This window comes from Rhizobiaceae bacterium (assembly GCA_023953845.1).
Lineage (GTDB): Bacteria > Pseudomonadota > Alphaproteobacteria > Rhizobiales > Rhizobiaceae > Arvimicrobium.
Genome location: JAMLJC010000001.1, coordinates 2,070,467 through 2,094,712 on the forward strand (window position 1 = coordinate 2,070,467; position 24,246 = coordinate 2,094,712).

The 24,246-nt window shown below is 66.9% G+C and carries 24 protein-coding genes and 1 tRNA gene; 17 read left to right on the forward strand and 8 right to left on the reverse strand.

The features are described 5' to 3' along the window. Positions 1–5: 5 nt before the first annotated feature. Together M9955_10125 and M9955_10130 are read right to left on the reverse strand one after the other, a co-directional pair. On the reverse strand, positions 6–380 hold the full coding sequence (locus M9955_10125; protein ID MCO5081997.1) for a GtrA family protein: 375 nt from the start codon (positions 378–380) through the stop codon (positions 6–8). Then, the gene (locus M9955_10130) at positions 380–1,375 is read right to left on the reverse strand and encodes a glycosyltransferase (GenBank protein MCO5081998.1); all 996 of its coding nucleotides are present in this window, start codon (positions 1,373–1,375) and stop codon (positions 380–382) included. Before M9955_10130 ends, M9955_10125 begins: the two co-directional genes overlap by 1 nt. A 160-nt stretch (positions 1,376–1,535) precedes the next feature. Here M9955_10130 and M9955_10135 point away from each other — a divergent pair, with 160 nt between their 5' ends. The 6 genes from M9955_10135 (at position 1,536) to M9955_10160 (ending at position 8,270) form a co-directional block, all read left to right on the forward strand. After that, positions 1,536–3,344, forward strand: a complete 1,809-nt coding sequence (locus M9955_10135; protein ID MCO5081999.1) for a GtrA family protein — start codon at positions 1,536–1,538, stop codon at positions 3,342–3,344. An 81-nt stretch (positions 3,345–3,425) separates the two neighbouring features. Continuing rightward, complete coding sequence (locus M9955_10140) at positions 3,426–4,784, forward strand: EAL domain-containing protein (GenBank protein MCO5082000.1); 1,359 nt, start codon at positions 3,426–3,428, stop codon at positions 4,782–4,784. A gap of 81 nt (positions 4,785–4,865) precedes the next feature. Then, positions 4,866–5,636: an SDR family oxidoreductase gene (locus M9955_10145; protein MCO5082001.1), complete on the forward strand. Its 771-nt coding sequence runs from the start codon at positions 4,866–4,868 to the stop codon at positions 5,634–5,636. Beyond that, on the forward strand, positions 5,633–6,574 hold the full coding sequence (locus M9955_10150; protein ID MCO5082002.1) for a 2-dehydro-3-deoxygalactonokinase: 942 nt from the start codon (positions 5,633–5,635) through the stop codon (positions 6,572–6,574). Before M9955_10145 ends, M9955_10150 begins: the two co-directional genes overlap by 4 nt. Beyond that, positions 6,571–7,212, forward strand: coding sequence for a 2-dehydro-3-deoxy-6-phosphogalactonate aldolase (locus M9955_10155; protein MCO5082003.1), 642 nt, complete (start codon positions 6,571–6,573; stop codon positions 7,210–7,212). Before M9955_10150 ends, M9955_10155 begins: the two co-directional genes overlap by 4 nt. Before the next feature lie 5 nt (positions 7,213–7,217). Further along, positions 7,218–8,270 (forward strand): D-alanine:D-lactate ligase-like protein, encoded by a 1,053-nt coding sequence (locus M9955_10160; GenBank protein ID MCO5082004.1) that lies wholly within the window; start codon positions 7,218–7,220, stop codon positions 8,268–8,270. 4 nt (positions 8,271–8,274) lie between these two features. Here the strand turns inward: M9955_10160 and M9955_10165 are convergent, their stop codons facing one another. After that, entirely contained in the window at positions 8,275–8,601 is a 327-nt protein-coding gene (locus M9955_10165) for a septal ring lytic transglycosylase RlpA family protein (GenBank protein ID MCO5082005.1), read from the reverse strand. Between the two features lie 262 nt (positions 8,602–8,863). Between M9955_10165 and M9955_10170 the strand changes: the two genes are divergently transcribed. The 8 genes from M9955_10170 (at position 8,864) to M9955_10205 (ending at position 16,250) form a co-directional block, all read left to right on the forward strand. Next, positions 8,864–9,778 carry an SDR family oxidoreductase gene (locus tag M9955_10170; GenBank protein MCO5082006.1) on the forward strand — a complete coding sequence of 305 codons (915 nt, stop codon included), beginning with the start codon at positions 8,864–8,866 and terminating at the stop codon, positions 9,776–9,778. A gap of 88 nt (positions 9,779–9,866) precedes the next feature. After that, complete coding sequence (gene mepA / locus M9955_10175) at positions 9,867–10,928, forward strand: penicillin-insensitive murein endopeptidase (GenBank protein MCO5082007.1); 1,062 nt, start codon at positions 9,867–9,869, stop codon at positions 10,926–10,928. A 100-nt stretch (positions 10,929–11,028) separates the two neighbouring features. After that, the gene (locus tag M9955_10180) at positions 11,029–12,051 is read left to right on the forward strand and encodes a glucokinase (GenBank protein MCO5082008.1); all 1,023 of its coding nucleotides are present in this window, start codon (positions 11,029–11,031) and stop codon (positions 12,049–12,051) included. Positions 12,052–12,138: 87 nt separating this feature from the next. Continuing rightward, positions 12,139–13,989, forward strand: coding sequence for an ABC transporter ATP-binding protein/permease (locus M9955_10185; GenBank protein ID MCO5082009.1), 1,851 nt, complete (start codon positions 12,139–12,141; stop codon positions 13,987–13,989). Further along, positions 13,986–14,795: a 4-hydroxy-tetrahydrodipicolinate reductase gene (gene dapB / locus M9955_10190; GenBank protein MCO5082010.1), complete on the forward strand. Its 810-nt coding sequence runs from the start codon at positions 13,986–13,988 to the stop codon at positions 14,793–14,795. Before M9955_10185 ends, dapB begins: the two co-directional genes overlap by 4 nt. After that, positions 14,795–15,238: an EVE domain-containing protein gene (locus M9955_10195; protein MCO5082011.1), complete on the forward strand. Its 444-nt coding sequence runs from the start codon at positions 14,795–14,797 to the stop codon at positions 15,236–15,238. Before dapB ends, M9955_10195 begins: the two co-directional genes overlap by 1 nt. A gap of 10 nt (positions 15,239–15,248) precedes the next feature. After that, positions 15,249–15,866, forward strand: coding sequence for a 2,3-bisphosphoglycerate-dependent phosphoglycerate mutase (locus M9955_10200; GenBank protein MCO5082012.1), 618 nt, complete (start codon positions 15,249–15,251; stop codon positions 15,864–15,866). A 299-nt stretch (positions 15,867–16,165) separates the two neighbouring features. Further along, positions 16,166–16,250 (forward strand) — tRNA-Leu (locus M9955_10205). A gap of 88 nt (positions 16,251–16,338) precedes the next feature. Here the strand turns inward: M9955_10205 and M9955_10210 are convergent. Next, positions 16,339–17,751 carry a bifunctional serine/threonine-protein kinase/universal stress protein gene (locus M9955_10210; GenBank protein ID MCO5082013.1) on the reverse strand — a complete coding sequence of 471 codons (1,413 nt, stop codon included), beginning with the start codon at positions 17,749–17,751 and terminating at the stop codon, positions 16,339–16,341. A gap of 12 nt (positions 17,752–17,763) precedes the next feature. Beyond that, on the reverse strand, positions 17,764–18,507 hold the full coding sequence (locus M9955_10215) for a metallophosphoesterase (GenBank protein ID MCO5082014.1): 744 nt from the start codon (positions 18,505–18,507) through the stop codon (positions 17,764–17,766). 237 nt (positions 18,508–18,744) lie between these two features. Here M9955_10215 and M9955_10220 point away from each other — a divergent pair, with 237 nt between their 5' ends. From M9955_10220 to M9955_10230, 3 genes are read left to right on the forward strand one after another with little or no spacing between them, the layout of a single operon-like run. Then, positions 18,745–19,686, forward strand: a complete 942-nt coding sequence (locus M9955_10220) for a nucleoside hydrolase (protein MCO5082015.1) — start codon at positions 18,745–18,747, stop codon at positions 19,684–19,686. Between the two features lie 7 nt (positions 19,687–19,693). Beyond that, positions 19,694–20,290: a TetR/AcrR family transcriptional regulator gene (locus M9955_10225; protein ID MCO5082016.1), complete on the forward strand. Its 597-nt coding sequence runs from the start codon at positions 19,694–19,696 to the stop codon at positions 20,288–20,290. 37 nt (positions 20,291–20,327) lie between these two features. After that, positions 20,328–21,443 (forward strand): aminotransferase class I/II-fold pyridoxal phosphate-dependent enzyme, encoded by a 1,116-nt coding sequence (locus tag M9955_10230; GenBank protein ID MCO5082017.1) that lies wholly within the window; start codon positions 20,328–20,330, stop codon positions 21,441–21,443. 17 nt (positions 21,444–21,460) lie between these two features. Here the strand turns inward: M9955_10230 and M9955_10235 are convergent, their stop codons facing one another. The 3 genes from M9955_10235 to M9955_10245 form a co-directional block, all read right to left on the reverse strand. Next, positions 21,461–22,213, reverse strand: a complete 753-nt coding sequence (locus M9955_10235; GenBank protein ID MCO5082018.1) for an amino acid ABC transporter ATP-binding protein — start codon at positions 22,211–22,213, stop codon at positions 21,461–21,463. A gap of 47 nt (positions 22,214–22,260) precedes the next feature. Next, positions 22,261–23,181, reverse strand: a complete 921-nt coding sequence (locus M9955_10240) for an amino acid ABC transporter permease (GenBank protein MCO5082019.1) — start codon at positions 23,179–23,181, stop codon at positions 22,261–22,263. A 70-nt stretch (positions 23,182–23,251) separates the two neighbouring features. Beyond that, on the reverse strand, positions 23,252–24,109 hold the full coding sequence (locus M9955_10245; GenBank protein ID MCO5082020.1) for an ABC transporter substrate-binding protein: 858 nt from the start codon (positions 24,107–24,109) through the stop codon (positions 23,252–23,254). Positions 24,110–24,246 lie beyond the last annotated feature (137 nt).

Consider the following 24,246-nt stretch of genomic DNA (forward strand, 5'->3'; position numbering starts at 1 on the left):
CGGCCCTACCTGTCGAACACCAGCCGCGAGTAGCCGATGAAGGAAAGGGTCATCGCCGCGACCGAGGCGACGACGAGTGCGAAAAGCGGCGGCATGGCTGGAAACACGACCAGCAGGGCCGAATAGACGAGATAGTTCGCCAACGATGTCGCGATGCCCACCCCGCCATAGCGGGTTCCCTCTACCGCGACGGAGCGGCTGCTCGGGCCGAAGGTGAAGGTGCGGTTCAGCAGCCAGGTCGCGGCGAGCGCGATGGCGATCGAAACCAGCCGCGCTGCGAACGGTCCGAGCGGTGTGACGGCGACGAGAAACGCCAGCACGCAGGCGTCGACGGCGAAGCCGATGGCGCCGACCACCAGGAAGCCGGCGATTCTCGGCATCAGGCGGCGCGTGAGGTCTTGGAACGGGCCGGCGTTTCCGCTGCGACGCTGTTTTTCGGCTTCGCGGCAGCGACACCCAGATAGAAGATGCGCTTGGTCTCGGCGCGGCCGCGCGCCACGGAATCGAGGATCAGCCCGGCGACGCCCATCAGCATGGATAGCAGCATCAGAGCCAGCGACAGCATCCAGGTCGGCATCCGCGGCACCAGTCCGGTCGCCATGTATTCGATCAGAACCGGGGTCATCAGGACAGCGCCGGCAACCGCGAATATCGCCGCGAACGCGCCGAAAAAGCGCAGGGGCTGCGTCTCCTTCATCAGCATGGCGAACATCCAGAGGATCTTCGCGCCGTCGCGGTATGTGGAGAGCTTTGACGACGAGCCTTCGGGCCTCCTGCCGTAGTCCAGCGTGATCTCCGTCACCGGCAGCTTGAGCTGCGAGGCATGCACGCTCATTTCCGTCTCGATCTCGAAGCCGCCGGAGACGGCCGGGAAACTCTTGACGAAACGCCGCGTGAAGGCGCGGTAGCCGGAAAAAATGTCGGTGAAATCGCGGCCGAAAAGGCACTGGTAGAGCCCGTTGAAGATGCGGTTGCCGAAGGCGTGCCCGGTGCGTCCGGCGTCCTCCGTCACGTTGCGGCGGGTTCCGACGACCATGTCGCAACGCTCGGTGACCAGCGTGTTGATGAGCTGCGGCGCGTCTTCCGGCGCGTAGGTGCCGTCGCCGTCGGCCATCAGATAGATGTCGGCGTCGATGTCGGCGAACATGCGCCGGATGACGTTGCCCTTTCCCTGCCGCGGCTCCCGGATGACGATGGCGCCGGCGGAACGCGCGCGCAACGCCGTCATGTCGCTGGAATTGTTGTCGAAAACGTAGATCAACGCATGCGGAAGCGTCTCGCGGAAGCGCTTCACCACGTCGCCGATCGTCTGCTCCTCATTGTAGCAGGGCACAAGCACCGCGACGTCGTACTTGTCGGAAATGTCGATCGACATGGATGGCTCCCGCATTTGGCGGACCGGCCGCCGAGAGGCCACTATCTCCATGAGCCGTTAAGGTCAGGTTTAATGCCGTGCGGTTTCGGCGCTTTACGGTTTCTTGAAACGCCGGCGCTAGTGTGTCGCACACCCGCGCCATGGACCTTCGCCCGACCCGATGACCGTCGCCACCGCTATGCCGCAAGCCGCGCCCATGTCCCGCCAGCCCGTATGGCTGCGCGACCTCGGCCTGTCCTTCGCGATCTGCCTCTTCGTCTACGCGACCTACGCGCTCGCCGGCTTTCCGACGCTCGCCGACCCAGCCGGCGACAATGACAGCATGCTGCGCCTGGTCGAGATACGCGATCTGCTGGCGGGGCAGGGCTGGTACGACTTGCACCAATACCGGATGGGGCTCGACGGTGGATTCCTCATGCACTGGTCGCGCCTGATCGACGCGCCCATCGCCGCGATGATCCTGCTTGCCTCCGCGCTTGGCGCAAGCGCGCCGCTCGCCGAGGCGATCGCGCTGATCGTCTGGCCTTTCCTGTTGATGACGGCGGCGCTCTTCGGCCTGACTCAGCTTGCGCGCGGGCTGGGCAACGAGTCCGTCGTCTTCCCGGCTGTCGCCCTCGCCGCTGGCGCGCTGTATTTCGTCGGCATCTACCGGCCGGGGTCGATCGATCATCACAACGCGCAGATCGCCCTGACGATCGCCGTGGTTGCCATGCTGGTGCATGCGCCACGCAGGCTGGCGCTCGGCGCATGGGCCGGTGTTGCCACCGCCGTCATGCTGGCCATCGCCATGGAGGCCGCGCCCTATGTCGCGATGGCGGGCGCGAGCGTGGCCGTCTGCTTCCTCGTCGGCGGTGCGCGGGAGGCGCGCATAACGGCTCTGTTCGGCGCAAGCTTCGCGGCGACCACGCTGGGCGCTTTTCTGCTGACGGTAGGACCGGGCCAATGGGGCGTCGCGGCCTGCGATGCGCTTTCCAACGTGCAGCTGGCGCTGGCCGCTATCGGCGGCGCGGGTATCGCGGCGATCGCGCTGATGCCGCTCACCAACGCCACGCCGATCCGTCGCGCCGCCGCGCTTGTCGTTCTCGGCCTGGCGTCGCTTGCCGCGCTGCGGCTGGGCTTCCCGCAATGCCTCGCCGATCCCTATGCCTCTGTCGATCCGCGTCTCAAGGAGATCTGGCTGAACTATGTCGCCGAGGCGCAATCGGTGGTGAAACTCGCGGCGGTCGACTGGACCAAGCTGCTGGCCTATTACCTGACGCCCGCGCTGGCGCTTGTCGTTCTCGCCGTCGTCATGCTGCGCGAGGGCGCAACGCGCGGCCGGCTGGTCTATGGCGGCTTCCTGCTGGCCGCCTTCCTCGTCAGCTGCTGGCAGGTGCGCGGCTCGTCCTTCGCGGTTCCGCTCGCCACCACGGCGCTCGCCATCGGCATCGGCATGCTGCGCGAGCGCGCCGCGGCTGGCGGCGCCATGCGCTCGCTGGCGCTGGTCGCGGCATGGCTCGCCTCCTTCAACATCGTCTGGAGCGCCGCCGCCAATGCCATGAGCACCCGTGTCGCCGAGGTCGCGCAGATGGAAGGCAGCGACGTTCCCTGCGCGGCCGTCGGCAATTTCGGTGCTCTCGCCGCGCTGGCGCCCGGCACTGTCCTGGCGGTGTCGGATCTGGGCTCGCCGATCCTCCTCAACACGCGGCATCGCGCGCTGGCCGGTCCATATCACCGCAACATACCCGGCAATCTCGCGATGATCGACACGATGTTCGCCCCAGCAGGCGAGGGGGAAGCTCTCGCCCGCAAGGCGCGTGTCGACTACGTCGTCTTCTGCAGGGGCAGCGTCGAGAACAGGAATTTCGAGAACATGGCGCCGTCCGGCCTGATGGCTGATCTTGTCGCCGGCCGCATTCCCGCATGGCTGGAGAAGGTGCCGGAGACCGACGGCGCGGCGATCCGGATCTACCGCGTCCGCGGCGATTGAAAGATCCGGTTTCCGATACTTTTCGGAAAGAGTTTCTGTGCAAGTGTCGCAACGAAATCGAACCTGAAACGAACTTCGCGAATGGGCTTGCCGCTCAGAAATCAACACCCTCTCCGGCGGGTCTCGGACTATGCCGATCTTGCTTTCACCGATCCGCTGACGGGGCTTGGCAATACGCGCCGCTTCGAGGACAAGGTGGAACGCCTGATCGCGGAACGCGCCAACGATCCCGCGCCTTTCACCGTCGGCATCATCGATCTCGACGGCTTCAAGCCGATCAACGATCTGTTCGGCCGCAAGGCGGGCGACGACATTCTGGTGCAGGTCGCGATGCGCCTGCGCGCGTCGATGGACGCGCATTCCACCGTCGCCCGCATCGGCGCGGACGAATTCGCCTTTCTCTGTCCCCTGGTCTTCAGCGAGGAGGCCGCGGTCGAAAAGGTGAACACGCTGATCGAGATCCTTTCGGCGCCCTATGATGTCGGCGAGCGCATGGCGCGGCTTTCCGCATCTGCGGGCTGCGCGGTCTTCTCGTCGGGCGAGGATTGCTGCGCGGCTCTCATGGACAAGGCGGAGACGGCGCTCTACCACGCCAAGCGCGGGGGCCGCCGCCGCGTCGTCGTCTATTCCAGCGAGATCGAGGCGGCGACCAGGCATACCACGCGGATGGAACAGGCATTGCGCCGCGCCGTCGCCGCCGGCGAGGTCGAGGCTTATTTCCAGCCGATCGTCGAGCTTCAGACCCGCAGGACCATCGGTTTCGAGACGCTGGCGCGGTGGACGGACCCGGATCTCGGCGCGGTTTCCCCTTCCGTGTTCATTCCGATCGCGGAAGAGCGCGGCATCATCGGCCCGCTCTCCCAGCTCGTGCTGCGCAAGGCGACGGAAGCGGCGCGGAACTGGCCGGCGGGCCTTTTCCTGTCCTTCAACCTGTCGCCGTCCCAGCTTGTCGACCAGAACACCGGCCTGCACATACTGTCGATCCTCGACAGGTCCGGCTTCGATCCCCGGCGGCTCGAGGTGGAGATCACGGAAACCGGCCTGATGACCGATCCGGTCTCGGCCGAGAAGATCCTCAACGATCTGCGCGTCTGCGGCATCAAGATATCGCTCGATGATTTCGGCACCGGCCAGTCGTCGCTCGGACGGTTGCGCGACATGCGTTTCGACAAGATCAAGATCGATCGCGCCTTCGTCTCGTCCCTGCTCGACGATCGTCCGTCCGAGCACATCATCAAGGCGATTCTCGCCATGTGCGAAGGTCTGGGCATGGACGTCGTCGCCGAAGGCATCGAACGGGAAGAGCAGGTCGAGCGGCTGCAGTCGTTCGGCTGCCGCAGCGGTCAGGGGTTCCTGTTCGGCAGGCCCGTCGACGCCGAGGCGACGCTCAGGCACCTGCGCGACGCCGCGCGTTCCGTGGCGCGCGCCCAGGCGAAATAGGCGCTGGCCTTTCCGACCCGCTTGTCTTCCGCCGCCGCCTCGGGATAGACCTTGCGGCGCAAGCGGGAGAACAAGCGTATCATGATGCCGTCGGCGCAATTTCCGGACCTCAAGGGTCGATCCGTCCTGATTACCGGGGGAGGCTCCGGCATCGGAGCCGCGCTGACGAGCGGCTTCGTCCGGCAGGGCGCGAACGTCGCGTTCATCGACATCGCCACGGAGCCGAGCCTTGCGCTTTGCGACGCGCTGGAGAAACAGACGGGCTCGCGGCCGCTTTTCCTCGAAACCGACATCCGCGACATCCCCGCGCTGCAGGCGTCGGTGGAAAAGGCCGCCAAAACGAACGGCCCGGTCACGGTGCTCATCAACAACGCCGCGTGGGACGACCGCCACCAGCTTGCCGACATGACGCTGGATTACTGGGAGAACAACCAGGCCATCAACATCCGGCCGCATGCTTTCACCGCGCAGGCGGTGGCGCCGGGCATGAAGGCGGCGGGCGGCGGCTCGATCATCAATTTCACCTCGACCTCCTACATGATCAACCATCCCGACATGCCGTCCTACACCGCCGCCAAGGCCGGCATCGTCGGCCTGACCAAGGGGCTGGCCGGCCATCTCGGGCCGCACAACATCCGCGTCAACGCCATCGCGCCGGGCTGGGTCATGACGGAGCGGCAGAGGAAATTGTGGGCCAACGAGGACAGCCTGTCGGGCTTCGTCGCGAACCGGCAGTGCATCAAGCGCGAGATGGAGCCCGACGACATGGTCGGCATCTGCCTCTTCCTTGCTTCCGACTGCTCGCTCATGCTGACGGCGCAGACCATCATCGTCGACGCAGGTGTGATGTGAGCCAGGCCGGCGCGCCGGCGGTCGCGGCCGTCGACTGGGGCACGTCGAGCCTGCGCGTCTGGCTTCTCGACAGCGGTGGCGCGGTGCTGGCCGAGCGCCGCAGCGGCGAAGGCATGCAGACCGCCCGTGAAACGGGCTTCGCGCCCGTATTGGAGCGGATGCTTTCGGAACTCGCCGCGCCAGACGCCCTGCCGGCGATCGTCTGCGGCATGGCCGGCGCCCGGCAGGGCTGGGTGGAGGCGCCCTATGCCGATGTGCCCTCTCCGCTGGACGACATTTTTGCGCGCGCCATCACCGTGTCCGGCATCGCGCGGCAGGTGCGCATCGTGCCGGGCCTCGCGCAGCGCCTCGCCGGCAATCCGGACGTCATGCGCGGCGAGGAAACCCAGATCGCCGGCGCCGTCGGCGGGCTGGGCAAGGGCCGGCACGTTCTCTGCATGCCGGGCACCCACTCGAAATGGGCCGGGATCGCCGATGGCTCGGTCACGCGCTTCACGAGCTGGATGACGGGCGAAGTGTTCGGCGTCTTCGCCGCGCACAGCATCCTCGTTCATTCCGTCGGTGCGGAAGCCGGCCATGTCGATCCCGCCAGCCCTGCCTTCGGCGAGGGTGTGGCCACCGGGCTGGCCGAACCCGACCGCGTCACGTCGCTGATCTTCGGCATCCGCGCCGCGAGCCTGCTTGAAGGGCTTGGGCACCGGGACGCTGCGGCGAGGCTTTCCGGTCTGCTGATCGGCGCCGAGATCGCGGCGGCGCGCGCGCGTTATCTGGAAAACGGCGCGCCGGTCGTGCTTGTCGCGTCCGGAGGGTTGAAGACGGCCTATGAGAGGGCGCTTGCGCAGGCCGGTCTCTCCGTCCGGGCGGTCGATGCCGACGAGGCCGTGCGTGCTGGGCTTGTCCATGCGGCGCGCGTGAACGGCTTTCTGCCGGAGGTTTGACGATGAGCGTAGCGTTTCCCCGTCTCGGTCGCGGGCTGGTCGCCATCCTGCGCGGGCTGGAGCCGAAGAGCGCGGTGGCGACGGCGCAAGCCATTTTCGACGCCGGCATCGAGGCGATCGAGGTGCCGCTCAACTCGCCGGAGCCTTTCCGCTCCATCGAGGCGATCGCCCACGCTTTGCCGGCGACGGCGCTCGTCGGCGCGGGCACCGTGCTGACGGCGGCCGATGTCGAACAACTCGACGCTGCGGGCGGCAGGCTGCTGGTCAGCCCCAACATCGACGCCGATGTGATGCGGGCGGCGGGGCGCTTCGGCATGGTGACGATGCCCGGCGTCTTCACCCCGACCGAGGCGTTTCTGGCGCTGAAGCTCGGCGCATCGGCGCTGAAGTTCTTTCCGGCGTCGGTGCTCGGCCCGAAAGGCATTGCGGCGATGATGGCCGTGCTGCCGAAGGACGCAGTCGTCGGAGCGGTGGGCGGCGTTTCGGACAAGGATTTCGCCGATTACGGCGGGATCGGCGTGCGCACCTTCGGCCTCGGTTCCAGCCTCTTTTCGCCGGGCCTGTCGGTGGAGGAGGTTGGCGCGCGGGCGAAAGCCGCCACCGCCGCATGGGATGCCGCCTTCTCCGCGCGCGGTTGACCTCGATGTCCCGGCCGGAACTGCTTCTCGTCCACGAGCCCGTCGCGGCGTGCGAGGCGCGGCTGCGCACGGAAGGCTACGATGCCGTCGCCGCCGGCGAGATCGCCTCCTATCTCGCCCAGTCCACCGATCTCGCAACGGAGTTCGACGCGCTTCGCGACACCTGCGCGCGGCACGACATCGCTTTCGTCCCGGTGGAACTGGACGATGCGGCGGAAGCCTTGCGCGCAAGACAGCCGGGCCGCGCGCTGGTCTGGACGCTGACCGACGGCATCGCCTATTTCCGCGGCGGCGCGGCCCCGGCGCTGGCGCGGCTCCATGGCCATCGCACCGTCGGCGCGGACGATTCGCTCTTCGCGCTCTGCCAGGATAAGTTCCGCTCCGGCGCGGTGCTGCGCGCCCTCGGACTGCCGGTGCCGGAGGCGGGATTGTGCCGCGACGGCGTCTGGCTCGTGCCGGCGTCGCAATCGGCGCACGGCCATTTCGTCAAGCCGAACCGGCTCGGCGCCAAGATCGGCATCTGGCCGGATTCCCGTTGCGACGACATCCGTCACGCCGAAAAGCTGAGCCGCCGCGTCTTCACCGCCTACCGCGACGACGTCGTCGTGCAGCCCTACGTGCCCGGTCGCAATGTCCGCGCGAGCTTTCTCGCGGTTGAACCCGAGGCCGGCATCGACCGGCTCGGCGTGTTCTTCGTGGAGTCCGGTGGCGACTTCCAGACCATGGCCGACAGCCTCGCGCTCTATGGCGATACGGGCGCGGCGGCCAGGGCCGGCGGAACCTATGCCGAGCCGGAGCTTCTGCCGGTCGCCGCGTCGCAGCCGGTGGCTGACCGGAAGATCCGGGAGATCGCGTCAGCGCTGATGAAAGGCCTCGGCCTGCGCGACGTGTTCTCCATCGACCTGCGCGTCGAGCCGGACGACACCGTGCATCTCATCGAGTTCGAGGTTTGTCCCGGCCTGCCCTGCTTCGACTTCCGCGCCTATTGCCGGAGTGAGTGGGGGATTTCTCTCGCCGACGCCATGGCCGAGACGGCTGCCGCACGCCTCGGCCGTTGACGGATCAACTCTGGCGGGCCATGCAGACCGGCGCGTGGCCGGCGCCGACAAAGCCGAGTTTCTGCGCGGCGGCCTTGGACAAGTCGAGCACGCGGCCCTTGATGAACGGACCGCGGTCGTTGATGCGCACCACGACGGTCTTGCCGTTGTTCTTGTTGGTCACCGCGATTTTGGTGCCGAAGGGCAGGGAGCGGTGCGCGGCGGTCATCGCCGACGGGTTCATCCGCTCGCCCGAAGCGGTCTTGGAATAGAGGGCGTACCACGAGGCGCGGCCGCATTGTGCCGACGCCATGCCGGCGGTGGCGAGCACGATGACGCCTGCGGCGAGCATCGTGCCAGCCGCATATGCAGTCCGTTGGAACATTGACTGACTGGGCTCCGTTGCAAAAGTTAACGGAGGCGGCCTAGGCAGGATTGGGGCACGGAATGCGGCTCTCACCCGGCGAGAATGTGGCAGATGTTCACGAGTCGAATCACCTCTGCAACTTTTCGTGATCGAAGCGAACGCCTGTGAACGGTGTTCAGTTCCGGTGCGGAGCTTGAAATTGCCGCCGACTCTGGCGTCGGCATACGAAGCGCCGTAAGGCTGGGAAATGGGCATCGGAACCGTCTTCATCTTCGGCGCGGGCTACTCGGCGCGCGCTTTCGCGGAAGCCAATAATGGCCGCGCGCGCCACATTTTCGGCACGACGCGTTCGTCGGGAAAGTTCGGCGTGCTCCGGCGCAGCGGTGTCTCTCCTTTACTGTTCGACGGCGCGCCGCTCTCCGGCGAAGCGACGGCAGCGCTGCGGGAGACGACGCATCTCGTCATATCCATCGCGCCCCGCGAGGCGGGCGATCCGGCGCTGGCGGCGCTCGGCGATCTGCGGAGCGCAATGCCGGGACTCGAATGGATCGGCTATCTTTCGACGGTCGGCGTCTATGGCGACCATCAGGGTGCATGGATCGACGAAACCGCCGCATGCCGGCCGAAATCGCGCCGTTCGGCGGAACGTGTCGAGGCGGAAAAGGCTTGGTTGTCGGCCGGGGAGGCGGCAGGCGTTCCCGTCGCCGTGCTGCGCCTTTCAGGCATTTACGGCCCCGGCCGCAACGCCTTCGTCAATCTGGAAGCCGGTACGGCGAAGCGTCTCGTAAAACCCGGTCAGGTCTTCAACCGCATCCATGTCGACGACATTGCCGGTGCGCTCTGGATGCTGGCCGGAAAGCGGCAGGGCGGCATCTTCAACGTCTCCGACGACGAGCCCTCGCCGCCGCAGGACGTCGTCGCTTATGCCGCCGAACTGATGGGCGTGCCGCCTCCGCCGGAGGAGCCGTTCGAGACGGCAGAATTGTCGCCGATGGCGCGCTCGTTCTACGGCGAGGTGAAGCGCATCTCCAATTCCGCCATCAAAAAGGCGGGATATCGCTTCCAGTTTCTCGATTACAGGATCGCCTTCGACGCGATGTGGCGGAACGGGAACTGGCGCGGCTCGGAGCAGCGGCCGGCGCGCAGCCCGATCCGGGGCTGACGAGGTTAACGCTTCGCTAACCGGAGCGGGCGAAGGTCGGTTCGGGGGTGGATGACGTGTCGCGGGGCAGCGGGACGAGGTGGGACGAATGAGAACGATCTGGCGCTTGGCGGTTGTGGTTGCAACCGCGCTTTCCATTGCATTGCCGGTGGCCGGCGAGGCTTTTTCACAGGATCTGGCCAAGAACCTGTTCGGTTCGCAAAAGCTGCCGGCGCTGTCGGGGAAGCCGAAATCCTATGGCTTCTACAGCAAGGGCTGCTTCGCCGGCGGCGTCGCCATCGCCACGGACGGCCCGACCTGGCAGGCCATGCGCCTGTCCCGCAACCGGCGCTGGGGCCATCCGGCCATGATCGCGCTGATCGACAAATTCGCTCGCGACGTGCCGAAGGACGGCTGGCCGGGCCTCCTGCTCGGCGACATCTCGCAGCCGCGAGGCGGCCCGATGATGACCGGGCATGCCTCCCATCAGATCGGGCTGGACGCCGACATCTGGTTCACCCCCATGCCCAACCGGCGTTTGAGCGCGGCGGAGCGGGAGACCATGGACCAGCGGTCGCTGATCAGGAAGGGCGGCCTCACCGTCGACGACCGGCTCTGGGACGCTTCCTATATGCGCGTGCTGAAACGGGCCGCGAGCTATCCCGAGGTCGAGCGCATCCTCGTCCATCCCGGCATCAAGAAGAAGCTCTGCGAGACTGCCGGCGACGACCGCGGCTGGCTGCGCAAGGTGCGGCCCTTCTGGGGCCACGACGCGCATTTCCATATCCGCATAGGCTGCCAGCCGGGCTCCAGCGGCTGCAAGGAGCAATCCGCCCCGCCGCCGGGCGACGGCTGCGACAAGTCGCTTGCGTGGTGGTTCACCGCGGAGCCCTGGAAGCCGAACCAGAACCCCGACGCGCCGAAAGCCCGCGACGTGATGACCATGGCCAATCTGCCCAGGGAGTGCCGCGCCGTGCTCGCCATGCCGTCTCCGACATCCGAGGCGGCGGTGACGGTGGGCGGCGACGGGACCGCCGTTGCGGCCGTGGCGCCGGAGGTCGCGGACGAACCCGCCATGGTCGCCATACCCGACGAGCCGGTTTCGGCGAACTCTTTCGCGCCGACGCCGAAGATCAGCATCCCTCTCCCGCGCGAACGCCCCGGAAATTGACGCGGCGCCCTTTTCAACGGGACTCAACCGGCTAGAAATGACGCTGTTGCCGGCTGGTCGGCATGCGCACGGCAGTCGAGCCGTGGAGGGGGATACCGGAATGCAAGCGAGCGGCGGGGACGAAAGTCTGGCCTTTCCGATCCTGATCGGCGATATCGGCGGCACCAATGCCCGCTTCGCCGTGGTCAGCGATCCCGTCTCCGAACCCGTCTACTTCCCCATCGTGCAGACGGCGAATTTTCCCACCATCGACGACGCCATCCGCGCGACGGTGCACGAGGCGAGCGACATACGGCCGAAATCGACCGTGCTGGCCGTGGCCGGGCCGGTCGAAAGCGACGAGATCGCACTGACCAACTGCCCCTGGGTGGTGAAGCCGAAGGTGATGGCCGCCGGTCTCGGCCTCTCCGATATCGTCGTGCTCAACGATTTCGAGGCGCAGGCGCTGGCCGTCGTCGCGCTCGGCGAGGAGCATATGGAGAAGATCGGCGGCGGCGTGCCGGAGGAGGGCGCGCCGCGCGTCGTGCTCGGTCCCGGCACCGGTCTCGGCGTCGCCGGCCTGCTCCAGTTCAGCGGCCGCTGGCTGCCCGTGCCGGGCGAAGGCGGCCACATGGACATCGGCCCGCGCACGCCGCGCGAATACCAGGTGTTTCCGCATATCGAGAAGATCGACGGCCGCATCTCCGGCGAGCAGATCCTGTCCGGCCGCGGCATCATGAACGTCTATCGCGCTGTCGCCGTCGCCAGCAACGCGCCCGCGCGCTTCACCACCCCGGCGGAAGTCACCGCCGCCGCGCTGGAAAAATCCGACGCGCTTGCCGTGGAGGCGCTGGAACTGTTCGTCACCTGCCTCGGCCGCACGGCGGGCGATCTGGCCATGGTCTTCATGAGCCAGGGCGGCGTTTTCCTGACCGGCGGCATCGCGCAGAAAATCGTGCCCGCGCTGAAGTCCGGCGCCTTCCGCGTCGCCTTCGAGGACAAGGCGCCGCATCAGGCCTTGATGCGCGAGATGCCGGTCTATGTCATGGTGCATCCGCTGGCGGCGCTCGCCGGCCTCGCCGCCTTTGCCCAGACGCCGGAGCGCTTCGGCGTCCGCACCGACGGTCGCCGCTGGCGCGGCTGACGAATTCTTCACGCATTCCGTGCATTCGCGCCATAGGCAAACGCCGCCGGGGAAGATAAGACGGCGCTGGCGAAATATGGCGCAGGCATGGCAGAGCACATCCCCGCAGACACACGGCCGCGCGGCGACCGCCGGGCCGATCCCGGCGAGGTCTTCGCGACGCTGAGGCGGATCTTCGCCGACAGCGGCCGGGAATATCGCTGGCACTATCTGTTCGCCGCGGTCTGCCTGCTGGCCATCGCCGCCACCACCGCCTTCAGCGCCTGGATCATGCGCGACGTCATCGACGAGCTGTTCGTCCGTCAGCGGCAGGATCTGGTGCTCCTGATCTGCGGCGCGATCTTCGCCGCCTTCGCCATTCGCGGCATTGCCACCTACGCGCAGGCGGTGACGCTCGCCCGCATCGGCAACAGCCTCGTCGCGCGCTACCAGCGCCGCGTCTTCGCGCATCTGATGAAGCTCGGCGTGGACTATTTCTCCGAGAAGCGTTCGGGCCGGCTGGCCGCGCGCATCAACGAGAACGTCAACGGCATACGCGATCTTCTCGGCATTACGCTCACCTCGGTCATGCGCGATTTCGTCTCGCTCGTCGCGCTGATCGCGGTCATGGTCATGCAGGACCCGCTATTGTCGGCCTTCGCGCTGCTGATCGGCCCGCCGCTCGGCTTCGCCGTCTACAAGATCATGCGCCGGCTGCGCCGCGTCACCCGCGAATCCGTCGAGGTCAATTCGCGCCTCATCGGCGCCATGCAGGAGGCGACGCAGGGCATCGCCATCGTCAAGGCCTTCACCATGGAGGAGCAGCTTTCGGCGAAGATCGACTCGCTGGTGGTCGACGCCGAGGCGCGCGCCAACAAGATCGCACGCGTGTCGGAGCGCGTCAGCCCGGTGTCCGACGTGCTCGCCGGCCTCGCCATCGCCTGCGTCATCGCCTATGCCGGCTATCGCGCGGCCTTCGAGCAGCAGCCGCCGGGCGCGGTTTTCGCCTTCATCACCGCGCTGCTGCTCGCCTACGACCCGGCCCGGCGGCTGGCGCGCCTGCAGGTCAATCTCGAGCGCGCGCTGGTCAACGCCCGCATGATCTACGAGATACTCGACATCAAGCCGCATCAGCGCGACGTGCCGGGCGCGGCCGAAATCAGGGTGACGCAGGGCGCGGTGCGTTTCGAGGACGTCTCCTTCGGCTATGCCGAGAGCCCGCCTGTGCTGCGCGACGTGTCGTTCAGCGTCGCGCCGGGCTCCACCACGGCCATCGTCGGCGCGTCGGGCGCGGGAAAGTCGACGCTGATCGCCCTCCTCCAGCGCTTCTACGATGTCCACAGCGGCCGCATCGAGATCGATGGTCAGGACATTGCCGGCGTCACCAAGCATTCGCTGCGCAGCGCGATCGCCTATGTCTCGCAGCAGCCCTACCTCTTCGAGGGCACGATCCGCGACAACATCCGCTACGGCCGCGCCGACGCCACAGACGCCGAAATCGAACAGGCGGCTATCCAGGCGCAGGCCGACGGCTTCATTCGCCAGCAGCCGCAGGGCTACGACACGCTGGTCGGCGAGAACGGCGCGACGCTTTCCGGCGGGCAGCGCCAGCGCATTTCCATTGCCCGCGCCATTGTGCGCAACGCGCCGATCCTGCTGCTCGACGAGGCGACCTCCGCGCTCGATAACGAATCCGAGGCGCGGCTCCAGATCGCGCTTGCCGAGGTCATGCGGGGCCGCACCACCATCGTCATCGCGCACCGCCTCTCGACCGTTGTCAATGCCGACCAGATCCTCGTCATGGATCACGGCCGCGTGGTCGAGCAGGGCACGCACCGCTCGCTGCTTGCCGATCCGAACGGGCTTTACGCCCGCTTCCATCGCGCGCAGAACGAACGCGGGCTCGGGCTGACCGACGACACGCAGGGCAGGAAGACGAAGGCAGGGAGAAACGCATGAGCGACATGGGTCTGGTGGTCGTTGGCGCGGCGGGCCGCATGGGGCAGGCGCTGGCGCGCGCCATTCATGCGACGCGAGGCGTCAGGATCGTCGGCGCGGTGGAGCGGCCTGGTTCTCCGCAACTCGGCAAGGATATCGGCGAGCTGGCCGGCCTCGGCTCCCTCGGCGTGGCGATCTCCGACGATCCGCTGCCGGTCTTCGCCAAAGCCGACGGCGTGCTCGATTTCACCGCGCCCGCCGCGACCGTCGAGTTCGCCGGCTATGCCGCGCAGGCCCGCATCGCCCACATCATCGGCACCACGGGCTGCACGCCGGAGGACGACGCGAAGATCGCCGCCGCGGCGCGCCATGCGACCATCGTCAAGTCCGGCAATATGAGCCTCGGCGTCAACCTGCTCGCCGCGCTGGTGGAGCAGGCGGCGAAGGCGCTCGGGCCGGAGGATTTCGACATCGAGGTGCTGGAGATGCATCACCGACACAAGGTCGACGCGCCGTCCGGCACGGCATTGCTGCTCGGCGAGGCGGCGGCGAGGGGTCGCGACATCGGCCTCAGGGAAAACAGCGTCCGCGTCCGCGACGGCGTCACCGGCGCGCGCGTGGCGGGCACGATCGGCTTCGCCACGCTGCGCGGCGGGTCGGTCATCGGCGAGCATTCCGTGATCTTCGCCGGCGGCGGCGAACGCATCGTGCTCTCCCATCATGCCGAGGACCGCTCGCTTTTCGCTTCCGGCGCGGTGAAGGCGGCGCTTTGGGCGCAGGGCCGCAAGCCCGGCCTCTATTCCATGCGTGACGTCCTCGGGCTCTGATGGCGGCGTGCTGGATCGGCGTTGCCGCCGCTCGCCATATCGCCGTCGCCGTGCGCGACGGCTTCGCCATGTTCGCCCACGGCCGCCACGACGCGGCGAAACGCATCCTCCCCGGCGACCGGGTGATCTATTATTCGCCGCGCGAGGGCATCCGCGACGGAGCGGAGTGCCGCAAATTTACGGCGGTCGGCGTGGTCGAGCCCGGCGAACCGGCCGAACGTCTGATGACACCCAGCCAGACCGGCTGGTATCGCCGCATGCATTGGCTGGACGCGCGGCCGGCGGACGTCTATCCGCTGCTCGACAGCCTTTCCTTCGTGAACGACCGGCAGCACTGGGGCATGTACTTTCGAAAATCGCTGTTCAGGGTGAACGCCGACGATTTTTCACGGATCGCTGCTGCCATGGGCGTCGATCCTTCTATCCTTCGTGACCTCTCATAGGAGTTCTTTCATGTCCGGCACCCTCGTGCTCGTGCGCCACGGCCAGAGCGAATGGAATCTCAAGAACCTGTTCACCGGCTGGCGCGACGTCGATCTCACCGAGCAGGGCCATGCCGAAGCGCTGGCCGCCGGCGAGAAGCTCAAGGCGCGCGGGCTGAAATTCGACATCGCCTTCACCTCCTCGCTTCAGCGGGCGCAGAAGACCTGCCAGCACATTCTGGACGTGGTCGGCCAGGGCACGCTGAAGACGATCCGCAACGAGGCGCTGAACGAGCGCGACTATGGCGACCTGTCCGGCCTCAACAAGGACGACGCCCGCGCCAAATGGGGCGAGGAGCAGGTGCATGTCTGGCGCCGCTCCTATGCCGTCTCCCCGCCCGGAGGCGAGAGCCTGCGCGACACCGGCGCGCGCGTCTGGCCCTATTACATGCACGTCATGCAGCCTTACGTGCTGCGCGGCAACACGGTGCTCGTCGCCGCGCACGGCAACTCGCTGCGTGCGTTGATCATGGCGCTGGACGGCATGAGCGGCGACGAGATCGTCAAGCTGGAGCTCGGCACCGGCGTGCCGATCGTCTACCGCCTCAACGCCGATTCGACCGTCGCCTCGAAGGAGGTGCTGGCGTAGCGCCATCCGCCCATGCGTATCAACGGTATCGGGCGGGCAGTGCGACCGGCCTTCGGGAAGGCCGTTTGCGTGTTTTCCGTTCGCGACGGCCTCTTCCTTCACGATTCGCTTCTTCCCTCGGGATTCGCCCCTCTCCTTTGGATTCGCTCTATCCCTCTGGATTAGATTGAATCGAGGATTTCGGACGCCTGGGCGAACGCGGAACCGCTCCGCGTCGAAACGAGGCCGGCACGCGAAATTTCGCGGGGCTGGCGTGTTGACAGCGTCGCCGCGCCCCCTTACATCGGCGCGGCACACCTGCCCAGGTGGCGGAATTGGTAGACGCGCACGGTTCAGGTCCGTGTGCCGCAAGGCGTGGAGGTTCGAGTCCTCTCCTGGGCACCATTTTGGCTATGCCAAGCACCGGTTTCTCAGCGATTTCAGTCCTGGATGATCCTTCCGGTCTACGGAAGGCGACAACGTCGCGTGCCGTTCAGGCCGGAACATCCGCTCGCGCCTGCACCTCCACCTGCTTGATGCGGACCACCGACACGGAGCACAGCGCTTCGGCGACGACCTGCGTGGAGACCGAGCCGAGATGCCGTCGCAAGGCGGAGGAGGCCCGCGCGCCGAGCACGATGTGGCCGACGTCGTTGCGCTCCGCATAGCGCAGCAGGGCGTCGGCCGGGCTGACCGCCTCGACGACGTGGTAGCTGAGCCGGTCGTCCGACAGGCCGATCGGCCGCGCCCAGTCTTTCAGCAGGACGAGGCGCGACACATAGGTCGACCGCCCCTCTGCGTCGCGGTCGGGGGTCTCGCGGATGATCTCCGTCTTGATCACCGAGACGCAGGCCAGACGTGAATCCGGCCGGTACGACAGCAGGCGCATGGCTTCGGCGCGCACTTCCTCGGCCAGGGCATCGCTGCCGTGCGCCAGATCGACGGCGGCGAGGATCACCGACGGGGCGACGACCCGGTGTTTCACCGCTCTTTGCCCCGTCAGGGCCCGCTCGTCCACCTTGCGGAACCACGCCGTCAGCCGCTCAAGAAAGCCACGCGATGCCGGCTTGCCGCGGCGGAGCACCACCTGGTCGGGATTCGTCAGGTCGAACAGCGCGCTGCTCGCATCCGCATAGCGGCGGGAGCGGTCCACCTCGAGGCAGTTGAGGATGACGGTCTCCAGCCAGTGCGGCACCGACGCGTTGACGCTGCGGGGGTCTTCCGGGGCGTGATAGAGCCGCCGCTTCATGCCCGCCGTCGTCGCCGGCCGGCCGAACGGCTCGATCCCCGTGGCGAGCTGATACAGGATCGCGCCCAGCGCGAAGATGTCGCTCGCCGGGTCGCTGCGCTCGCCCAGCACCTGCTCGGGCGCGATATAGGCGGGCGTGCCCATCGGCACGGAACTCTCCTCGCCGAGGAGATCGGGCAGTTCGGCATGGCGCGCAAGCCCGAAGTCCAGCAGGACCGCGCCCCGCCCGGCGAGGATGACGTTCTCCGGCTTGAGGTCGAGATGCGCCACGCCCTGCCGGTGGATCGCGCCGAGCGCTCGCGCCACCAGCCCGCCGATCCGCGCCACTTCCTCGGCCGGCTGCGGCTCGCCGGTCAGAGATGCGAGGCTCGTGCCCTCGACGAACTCCATGGCGATGTAGGGGATGCGCGCCAGATCGCCGCTGCCGCAATAGCGCGGCACATGCGGCCCCGACAGGCGCTTCAGGATCATCGTCTCGACCTCGTAGCCGATGATCACCGAACTGTCCTCGCCGGGATCGAGGAACGGAACCTTCAGCACCACCGGATGGGCGAAGTCGGGATGGCTCGCCCGCCACAGCGACGCCATGCCGCCGGACGGCATTTTCGCTTCGAGCCGGAAGCCGTCGATCTCCATGCCTGGTTCGAGTGCGGCCATCGCGACGTCTCCCTACCGCCCCACGAGAAGCCGCATGGCGAGCCACTTCGGCAGGTCGCCGGCCGCTTCGATCTTCCGCGCCGTGCGCTCGGCATCGTACGGCGCGCGCATCATGGTGAAAGCCCGCTCCTGCGTGTCGAGCAGGCCGAAGCAGGCCGCGGGGTTGCCGTCGCGCGGCTGGCCGACCGAGCCGACGACGACGACATGCCGCAGCACCGAAAGCAGCGGCGCCGGCTTGTCGTCGAGCGGGCGGAAATGCGTCGGCGTTGCTCCGGGGCGCGCATAGAAGATCGCCGGCAGATGCGTGTGGCCGCAGACGATGAGGCGGGCGGAGGTGGCCGACAGGCTCCGCGCGGCCGCCGAGCAACTGTCGACATAATGCCAGCGCGCCGGCTCGTCGGCGCTCGCATGGACATGGAGAGCGCCGTCTTCCTCATGGGTGAGCGGCAGCCCTGCAAGGAAGTCGAGATGCGCGCGCTCCAGCCTGCCGCGTGTCCAGTTCACTGCGATACGGGCGTTCTCGCTCATGCCCCGGGGGCCGGACAGCACGGCTTCGTCATGGTTGCCGAGCAGGCAGACGGCCCCCCTGTCCACCAGCGCGGCGGCGGTCTCGACCGCATGCTCGGGATCGGGACCGTAGCCGACGACGTCCCCCAGAATGACGATCCGGTCGACGCCGACGCGCTCCACGGCGTCGAGCACGGCTTCGAACGCCTCGCGGTTCGCGTGGATGTCGCTCAGGAAGGCTGTCCGCATGGTTCGACCCCGTCCTGCCCGGCTACGCTCGGCAACACTTGCGTGCAATTGGCAATTCGTCGCGTATGCGGCTCGCCCGTTGCGCGCGTCAGGTGAAACGGGGGGTCTTCCCGGGCGCGGATAGGCCTCGGTGAGGTCCGCGATACGCGCTCGGCGAGGGCGCTCTTCATGCGGCTTATCACGGCTTGAAAATAGCATACAGTACTGTATGTTGCCGGCAGCAGGAAAGGAGACTGGATGGCCGCCCGCAAGATCATCATCGACACCGACCCCGGTCAGGACGACGCCTTTGCCATCCTCTTCGCGCTCGGTTCGCCGGAGCTGGAGGTACTGGCGCTCACCACGGTGGGCGGCAACGTCCCGCTGGCGCTGACCTCGCGCAATGCGCAGCAGATCGTGGAGCTCGCCGGCCGCTCCGACGTGCCGGTCCATGCCGGCTGCCCGCGGCCGATGGTCAGGCAATTGAAGACGGCCGAATATGTCCACGGTCCGACTGGCATAGACGGCTGCGTGCTGCCCGAGCCTTCCGTGCCGCTGCAGGAGAAGCATGCCGTCCATTTCCTGGTGGACACGCTGATGGCCGCGCCGGAAGGTGAGATCACGGTCTGCACGCTGGGGCCGATGACGAATCTCGGCATGGCCATGGTGATGGAGCCGCGCATCATACCGCGCATCCGCGAGGTCGTGCTGATGGGCGGCGGCTTCTTCGAGGGCGGCAACGCCACGCCGGCGGCGGAGTTCAACATCTGGGTCGATCCGCATGCCGCGAGCGTCGTATTCGACTCCGGCGCGCCGGTGACCATGGCGGGCATCGACTGCACCTATACCGCCCAGATGACGCCGGAATGGCTGCAGAAGCTCAGGGCGCTCGGCACGCGCTCGGCGATCGAGGCGGCGAACATGGCCGATTTCTACCGGCAATACGGCTCGCACAAGTTTCCGACCGAGGCGCGCCCGATCCACGACGCCTGCGTGACCGGCTACCTGCTCGCGCCGCATCTCTACGAGCAGAAGCAGTGCAACGTCACCATCGAACTGATGTCGCCCGAGACGATCGGCATGACGGTCGTCGACTGGTGGCACGTCACCGGCCGGCGCAAGAACTGCAACGTGCTGAGGCGCATCGATGCCGACGGCTTCTTCGCGCTGATGCTGGAACGCTTCGGCAATCTGCCGTGAGAGCACGATGAAACAGGCGGCAGCCGGGACCGATCGAGCCGCGACGCGCCGGACACTGTCGCGCGAGGCGTGGATCGTCGCGGCTACCGCCATGCTGGAAAAGAAAGGCATTGCCAACGTCAAGATCGATCGCCTGTCCAGGCAGCTGAAGGTGACCCGCGGCAGCTTCTATTTCCATTTCAGCAACCTGAAGGACCTTCTCGGCAGCCTGCTGGAGGAGTGGCGCGTCTGCAACTGCGCGCCTTTCGAGAAGCTGGCCGGCAGCGATCCCGTCGACGGCCCTGCCTTCTTCGATGCCGTGACCGGCGTCTGGATCAGTGAGAACCCCTTCAATCCGAAGCTCGACCTTGCCGTCCGGGACTGGGCGCGCAGCGCCGCGGCCGTCGCCAGGGAGATCAGGGCGCAGGACGATCTTCGCATGGCGCTGCTGGTCCGGGCATTCCGGGCGATGGGCTATGACGCCGATGAGAGCCTGATCCGCGCCCGCATCACCTATTTTCAGCAGATCGGATACTACGCCACCTGCTTCAGGGAACCGCCCGCGGAGCGGAAGCGCTTCCGGTCGCTCTACACAAGGATACTCGTCGGCGCGCCCGACCGCTGACGATGCGATGCCCAACAAGCCGAGTTCGAGGAACCAAATGTCACGTCCCGTGCCCTATCTTGCATCCCGCACCCTGACCGTCGTCAAGCCGATCGACACGTCCGGGGCCAGGCGCATCGTCAATCTCGGCCTCAACGAGAGCTGGCTCGGAACGCCGCCCGGCGTCGTGGAGGCCATCAAGGTTTCGGCGGAGACGGTGCACCGTTATTCCGACCCCGGCTGCAAGCTGATGCGCGTGGCGATCGGGCAGCAGTTCGGCCTCGACCCCGCGCGCGTCGTCTGCGGCAACGGTTCGGAGGAACTGCTCGACGCCGTCGGCCGCGTCTATGCGCGGCCCGGCGACGAGATCCTGTTCCCGGCCTATTCCTTCCTGCAATTCGCCATCGTGGCGTATCGAATCGGCGCAAAGGCCGTCGAGGCGCCGCTGGGGAAAAATTTCGCCGTCGACATCGACGCGCTGCTGGCGGCGGTCACGCCGGCGACGCGCGTCGTCTTCCTCGCCAATCCCAACAATCCCACCGGCGTCGCGGTGCCGTTCGAAGACGTTGAGCGGCTGGCGCGCGAACTGCCCTCGCATATCGTGCTGGTGCTCGACGCCGCCTATGCGGAATATGTCGATCCCGCCCTGTCGGCGGCGATGTTCGAGCTTGCCGACCGGCATCCGAACATCGTCGTCACGCGCACCTTCTCGAAGGCCTATGGCCTCGCGGCGGCGCGGGCCGGGTGGGCCTATGCGCATCCGGAAATGGCGACGGCGCTCAACAATGTGCGCGGCATCGGCAATGTGAACGGCATGGCGCAGGCGGCGGCGATCGTGGCGATTGCCGCGCAGGATTTCGTGCGGCAGGTCCGCGAGCGCACGGCCGAGGAGCGCGAATACCTCCACGGGCGTCTCGGCGCGCTCGGTTTCGAGCTTGCCCCGAGCGTCGCCAACTTCGCCTTTGCGCGGCTGCCGGGCGCGCCGGCCGGCTGGGCGCAGGAAACCGTGGCGCGGCTCGCGAAACAGGGTTTTGTCTTCCGCTCGAACGAGGATTACGGCCTGCCGGAATGGCTGCGCATAACGGTGGCCGAGCGGCCGGATATGGACGAGATGCTGGACCTGCTGGCCGTCGAAGTCGACCGCGCGGCAGGCCGCAAGATAGCGGTTGCGTGAGAGCGCCGTCCGTTCGCTCACAGCACGCGTGACAGGAACTCGCGCGTGCGCGGCGACTGCGGATCGGCGATCATCTCCCTCGGCACGCCGCGCTCTTCCACAACGCCGCGATCCATGAAGATGAGTTGGTCGCCGACCTCGCGGGCGAAGCCGATCTCGTGCGTCACCACCACCATGGTCATGCCGCTTTCCGCCAGATCGCGCATGACCACCAGCACCTCGCCGACGAGTTCCGGGTCGAGCGCCGACGTCGGCTCATCGAAGAGGAGAACCTTCGGGTTCATCGCCAGCGCCCGCGCGATCGCGACGCGCTGCTGCTGTCCGCCGGAAAGCTGGCGGGGATAATAGCCGGCCTTTTCGGCGAGCCCTACCCGCTCCAGCAGAGCATGGGCCATCTCCCTGGCCTCGCTCTTGCGCATGCCCTTCACCGTGATCGGCGCCTCGATCAGGTTCTCCAGCGCCGTCATGTGCGAGAACAGGTTGAAGGACTGGAACACCATGCCGATGTCGGCGCGGCGCTTGCAGAGGAGGTTGTTCTTCACCTCGTAGAGCTTGCCGTCGCGCAAATCGTAGCCGACGAATTCGCCATCGACCAGCAGCACGCCGCCATTCACCTCTTCCAGATGGTTGATGCAACGCAGAAACGTGCTCTTGCCGGAGCCGGACGGGCCGATGATGCAGGCGACGGAGCCTGCCGGCACGTTGAGGTCGATGCCCTTCAGCACCTCGACGGTTCCGAAGGACTTGCGGACGCCCTTGGCGAATACCATCGAATTGGCCGGGACGCCGAAACGCGCCTGATTTTCCGCCTTGGCTGTCATGCCGGCTGCGCCGTCCTTCCCAGCTTGAACGCGCGCCGCAGGATGCCGCGCGCCGCGCCCGACTGCTGCTGGTCGCTTCTTCCATAATACTGCTCGATGTAATGCTGCCCGATCGAAAGCAGCGTGACCACGAACAGGTACCAGAACGCCACCACGATCAGCAGCGGTATCGTCTCGAAGGTGCGCGCATAGATGCTTTGCGCGGCATAGAGCAGGTCGTTGACGGCGATAATGGTGACGAGAGAGGTGGTCTTGAGCAGGTTGATCGTCTCGTTGCCGGTCGGCGGCACGATGAAGCGCATGGCCTGCGGCAGGGTGATGCGCCTGAGGATCAGGCGGTGGTTCATGCCGAGGCTTCCGGCGGCTTCGGTCTGGCCGCTCGGCACCGACTTGATGCCGGCGCGCACGATCTCGGCCATATAGCCGGCCTCATGCAGCGAGAGCGCCACGACGGCCGCCACGAAAGGCGTCATGAAGTCGTTGGTCTTGACCGAGAATATCGTGCCGACGAAAGGCAGGGTCAGCGAGAACTCGCGGACCACGAGGGACAGGTTGAACCAGAAGATGAGCTGTATTAGCGCCGGCGCCCCGCGGAAGAACCAGATATAGGCGCTCGCGAAGGCGTTCAGGATGCGGCTCGGCGACAGGCGCATGATGGCCACGATCGTGCCGATGACGATGGCCAGCACCATGATGACGACGGTCAGCACCAGCGTCTGGCCGAGGCCCCGCATGATCGAGGGGTGGAAGAGATATTTGCCGACGGTCGGCCAGTCGAAAGCCGGGTTCGTCGCCAGCGCCTGCACGAGCAGCGCCAGCAGCACGATGACCGCCGCCGTGCCGATCCACAGGCCGTAGTGGCGGACCGGAACGACGACCAGCGTCTCGACGGGAGCCTGCGGTTCGGCTTTCGACATTCCGTCAACCTTTCGACAAGGATGAGGTCGGCCCGGCGCGAACGGTCGAGTCGCGCCAGGCCCGCACCCGCTATTGGCGGATCTTGTCGGCGCTGTCGACGATGTAGGCTTCCTCGATCATGGCGCTGGTCATGCCGTACTTGCCCATGATCGTCTTGTACGTGCCGTTCTTGATCAGCTCCTCGAGCGCGGCGCGCAGCATTTCCGCCGTCTCCGTGTCGCCCTTCGGCACCGCGATGCCGAGCGGGGCGACGTCGTAGAGGCCGGGCACCACGACCATCTGGCCCTTGCTGGTGACCTCGAAATATCCGGACGCGGTCGCGTCGTCGAGACGGGCGTCGATGCGGTCGGAAAGGGCGGCCTGGATGATGTCCTTGCCCTCGGGGAACACGCTCTTTTCGATTTCGGCGAGGCCTTTCTCCTTGCACTCGCCACTCAGCCGGTCGGCGATGAAATCGGAAACCGAGCCGCCGATGACGCCGACGCGCTTGCCGCACAGATTGTTCTCGCCCTGGAACTGCGGCGCCTTGTCGGCCGTGGTCGAGGCGACGATGCCGGACTTGATGAACATGACGAAATCGACCTGCTTCAGCCGGTCGTCGGTCGCCGCGAACGTCTCCCAGGCCACCTTGAAGCGGCCGGCCGCGAGGCCCGGGATCATCGACGGGAAGGGGATGCGCGTCACTTCAAGCTCCGCGCCGAGCAGCTTGGCGGCCTCCTCGGCGAGCTCGATGTTGATGCCCACCTGCTTGCCGTTCTCATCGATGAACTCGAACGGCGCATATTCCAGCGTGTTGGCGATGGCGAGCTTGCCGGTCTCGGCGACTTCCGGCGATTTCGGGAGCTCCGCGGCGCCGAGCAGTCCGCCGGTGCCCAGAAACGCCGCGACCAGCGCGGTGCCGCGCAGAAGCGAAAAATGTCGTTGCATGGAAGTCCCTCCTCATTGTGACGGCGGCAACGGATGCCTTCCGCTTCGCCTGCCGTCGTGAAACCGTGTTCCCTTTGCAGCCCGTGGCGGCTGCTTTCTTCAGTGCAAGATCAGACGATAATTCTGATATTGAAATG

Bases quoted from the DNA above. Each gene is read 5' to 3' on its own strand.
- M9955_10125 (MCO5081997.1), bottom strand. From the start codon at position 380: ATGCCGAGAATCGCCGGCTTCCTGGTGGTCGGCGCCATCGGCTTCGCC.
- M9955_10130 (MCO5081998.1), bottom strand. From the start codon at position 1,375: ATGTCGATCGACATTTCCGACAAGTACGACGTCGCGGTGCTTGTGCCC.
- M9955_10135 (MCO5081999.1), top strand. From the start codon at position 1,536: ATGACCGTCGCCACCGCTATGCCGCAAGCCGCGCCCATGTCCCGCCAG.
- M9955_10140 (MCO5082000.1), top strand. From the start codon at position 3,426: ATGGGCTTGCCGCTCAGAAATCAACACCCTCTCCGGCGGGTCTCGGAC.
- M9955_10145 (MCO5082001.1), top strand. From the start codon at position 4,866: ATGATGCCGTCGGCGCAATTTCCGGACCTCAAGGGTCGATCCGTCCTG.
- M9955_10160 (MCO5082004.1), top strand. From the start codon at position 7,218: ATGTCCCGGCCGGAACTGCTTCTCGTCCACGAGCCCGTCGCGGCGTGC.
- M9955_10165 (MCO5082005.1), bottom strand. From the start codon at position 8,601: ATGCTCGCCGCAGGCGTCATCGTGCTCGCCACCGCCGGCATGGCGTCG.
- M9955_10170 (MCO5082006.1), top strand. From the start codon at position 8,864: ATGGGCATCGGAACCGTCTTCATCTTCGGCGCGGGCTACTCGGCGCGC.
- mepA (MCO5082007.1), top strand. From the start codon at position 9,867: ATGAGAACGATCTGGCGCTTGGCGGTTGTGGTTGCAACCGCGCTTTCC.
- M9955_10180 (MCO5082008.1), top strand. From the start codon at position 11,029: ATGCAAGCGAGCGGCGGGGACGAAAGTCTGGCCTTTCCGATCCTGATC.
- M9955_10185 (MCO5082009.1), top strand. From the start codon at position 12,139: ATGGCAGAGCACATCCCCGCAGACACACGGCCGCGCGGCGACCGCCGG.
- dapB (MCO5082010.1), top strand. From the start codon at position 13,986: ATGAGCGACATGGGTCTGGTGGTCGTTGGCGCGGCGGGCCGCATGGGG.
- M9955_10195 (MCO5082011.1), top strand. From the start codon at position 14,795: ATGGCGGCGTGCTGGATCGGCGTTGCCGCCGCTCGCCATATCGCCGTC.
- M9955_10200 (MCO5082012.1), top strand. From the start codon at position 15,249: ATGTCCGGCACCCTCGTGCTCGTGCGCCACGGCCAGAGCGAATGGAAT.
- M9955_10210 (MCO5082013.1), bottom strand. From the start codon at position 17,751: ATGGCCGCACTCGAACCAGGCATGGAGATCGACGGCTTCCGGCTCGAA.
- M9955_10215 (MCO5082014.1), bottom strand. From the start codon at position 18,507: ATGCGGACAGCCTTCCTGAGCGACATCCACGCGAACCGCGAGGCGTTC.
- M9955_10220 (MCO5082015.1), top strand. From the start codon at position 18,745: ATGGCCGCCCGCAAGATCATCATCGACACCGACCCCGGTCAGGACGAC.
- M9955_10225 (MCO5082016.1), top strand. From the start codon at position 19,694: ATGAAACAGGCGGCAGCCGGGACCGATCGAGCCGCGACGCGCCGGACA.
- M9955_10230 (MCO5082017.1), top strand. From the start codon at position 20,328: ATGTCACGTCCCGTGCCCTATCTTGCATCCCGCACCCTGACCGTCGTC.
- M9955_10235 (MCO5082018.1), bottom strand. From the start codon at position 22,213: ATGGTATTCGCCAAGGGCGTCCGCAAGTCCTTCGGAACCGTCGAGGTG.
- M9955_10240 (MCO5082019.1), bottom strand. From the start codon at position 23,181: ATGTCGAAAGCCGAACCGCAGGCTCCCGTCGAGACGCTGGTCGTCGTT.
- M9955_10245 (MCO5082020.1), bottom strand. From the start codon at position 24,109: ATGCAACGACATTTTTCGCTTCTGCGCGGCACCGCGCTGGTCGCGGCG.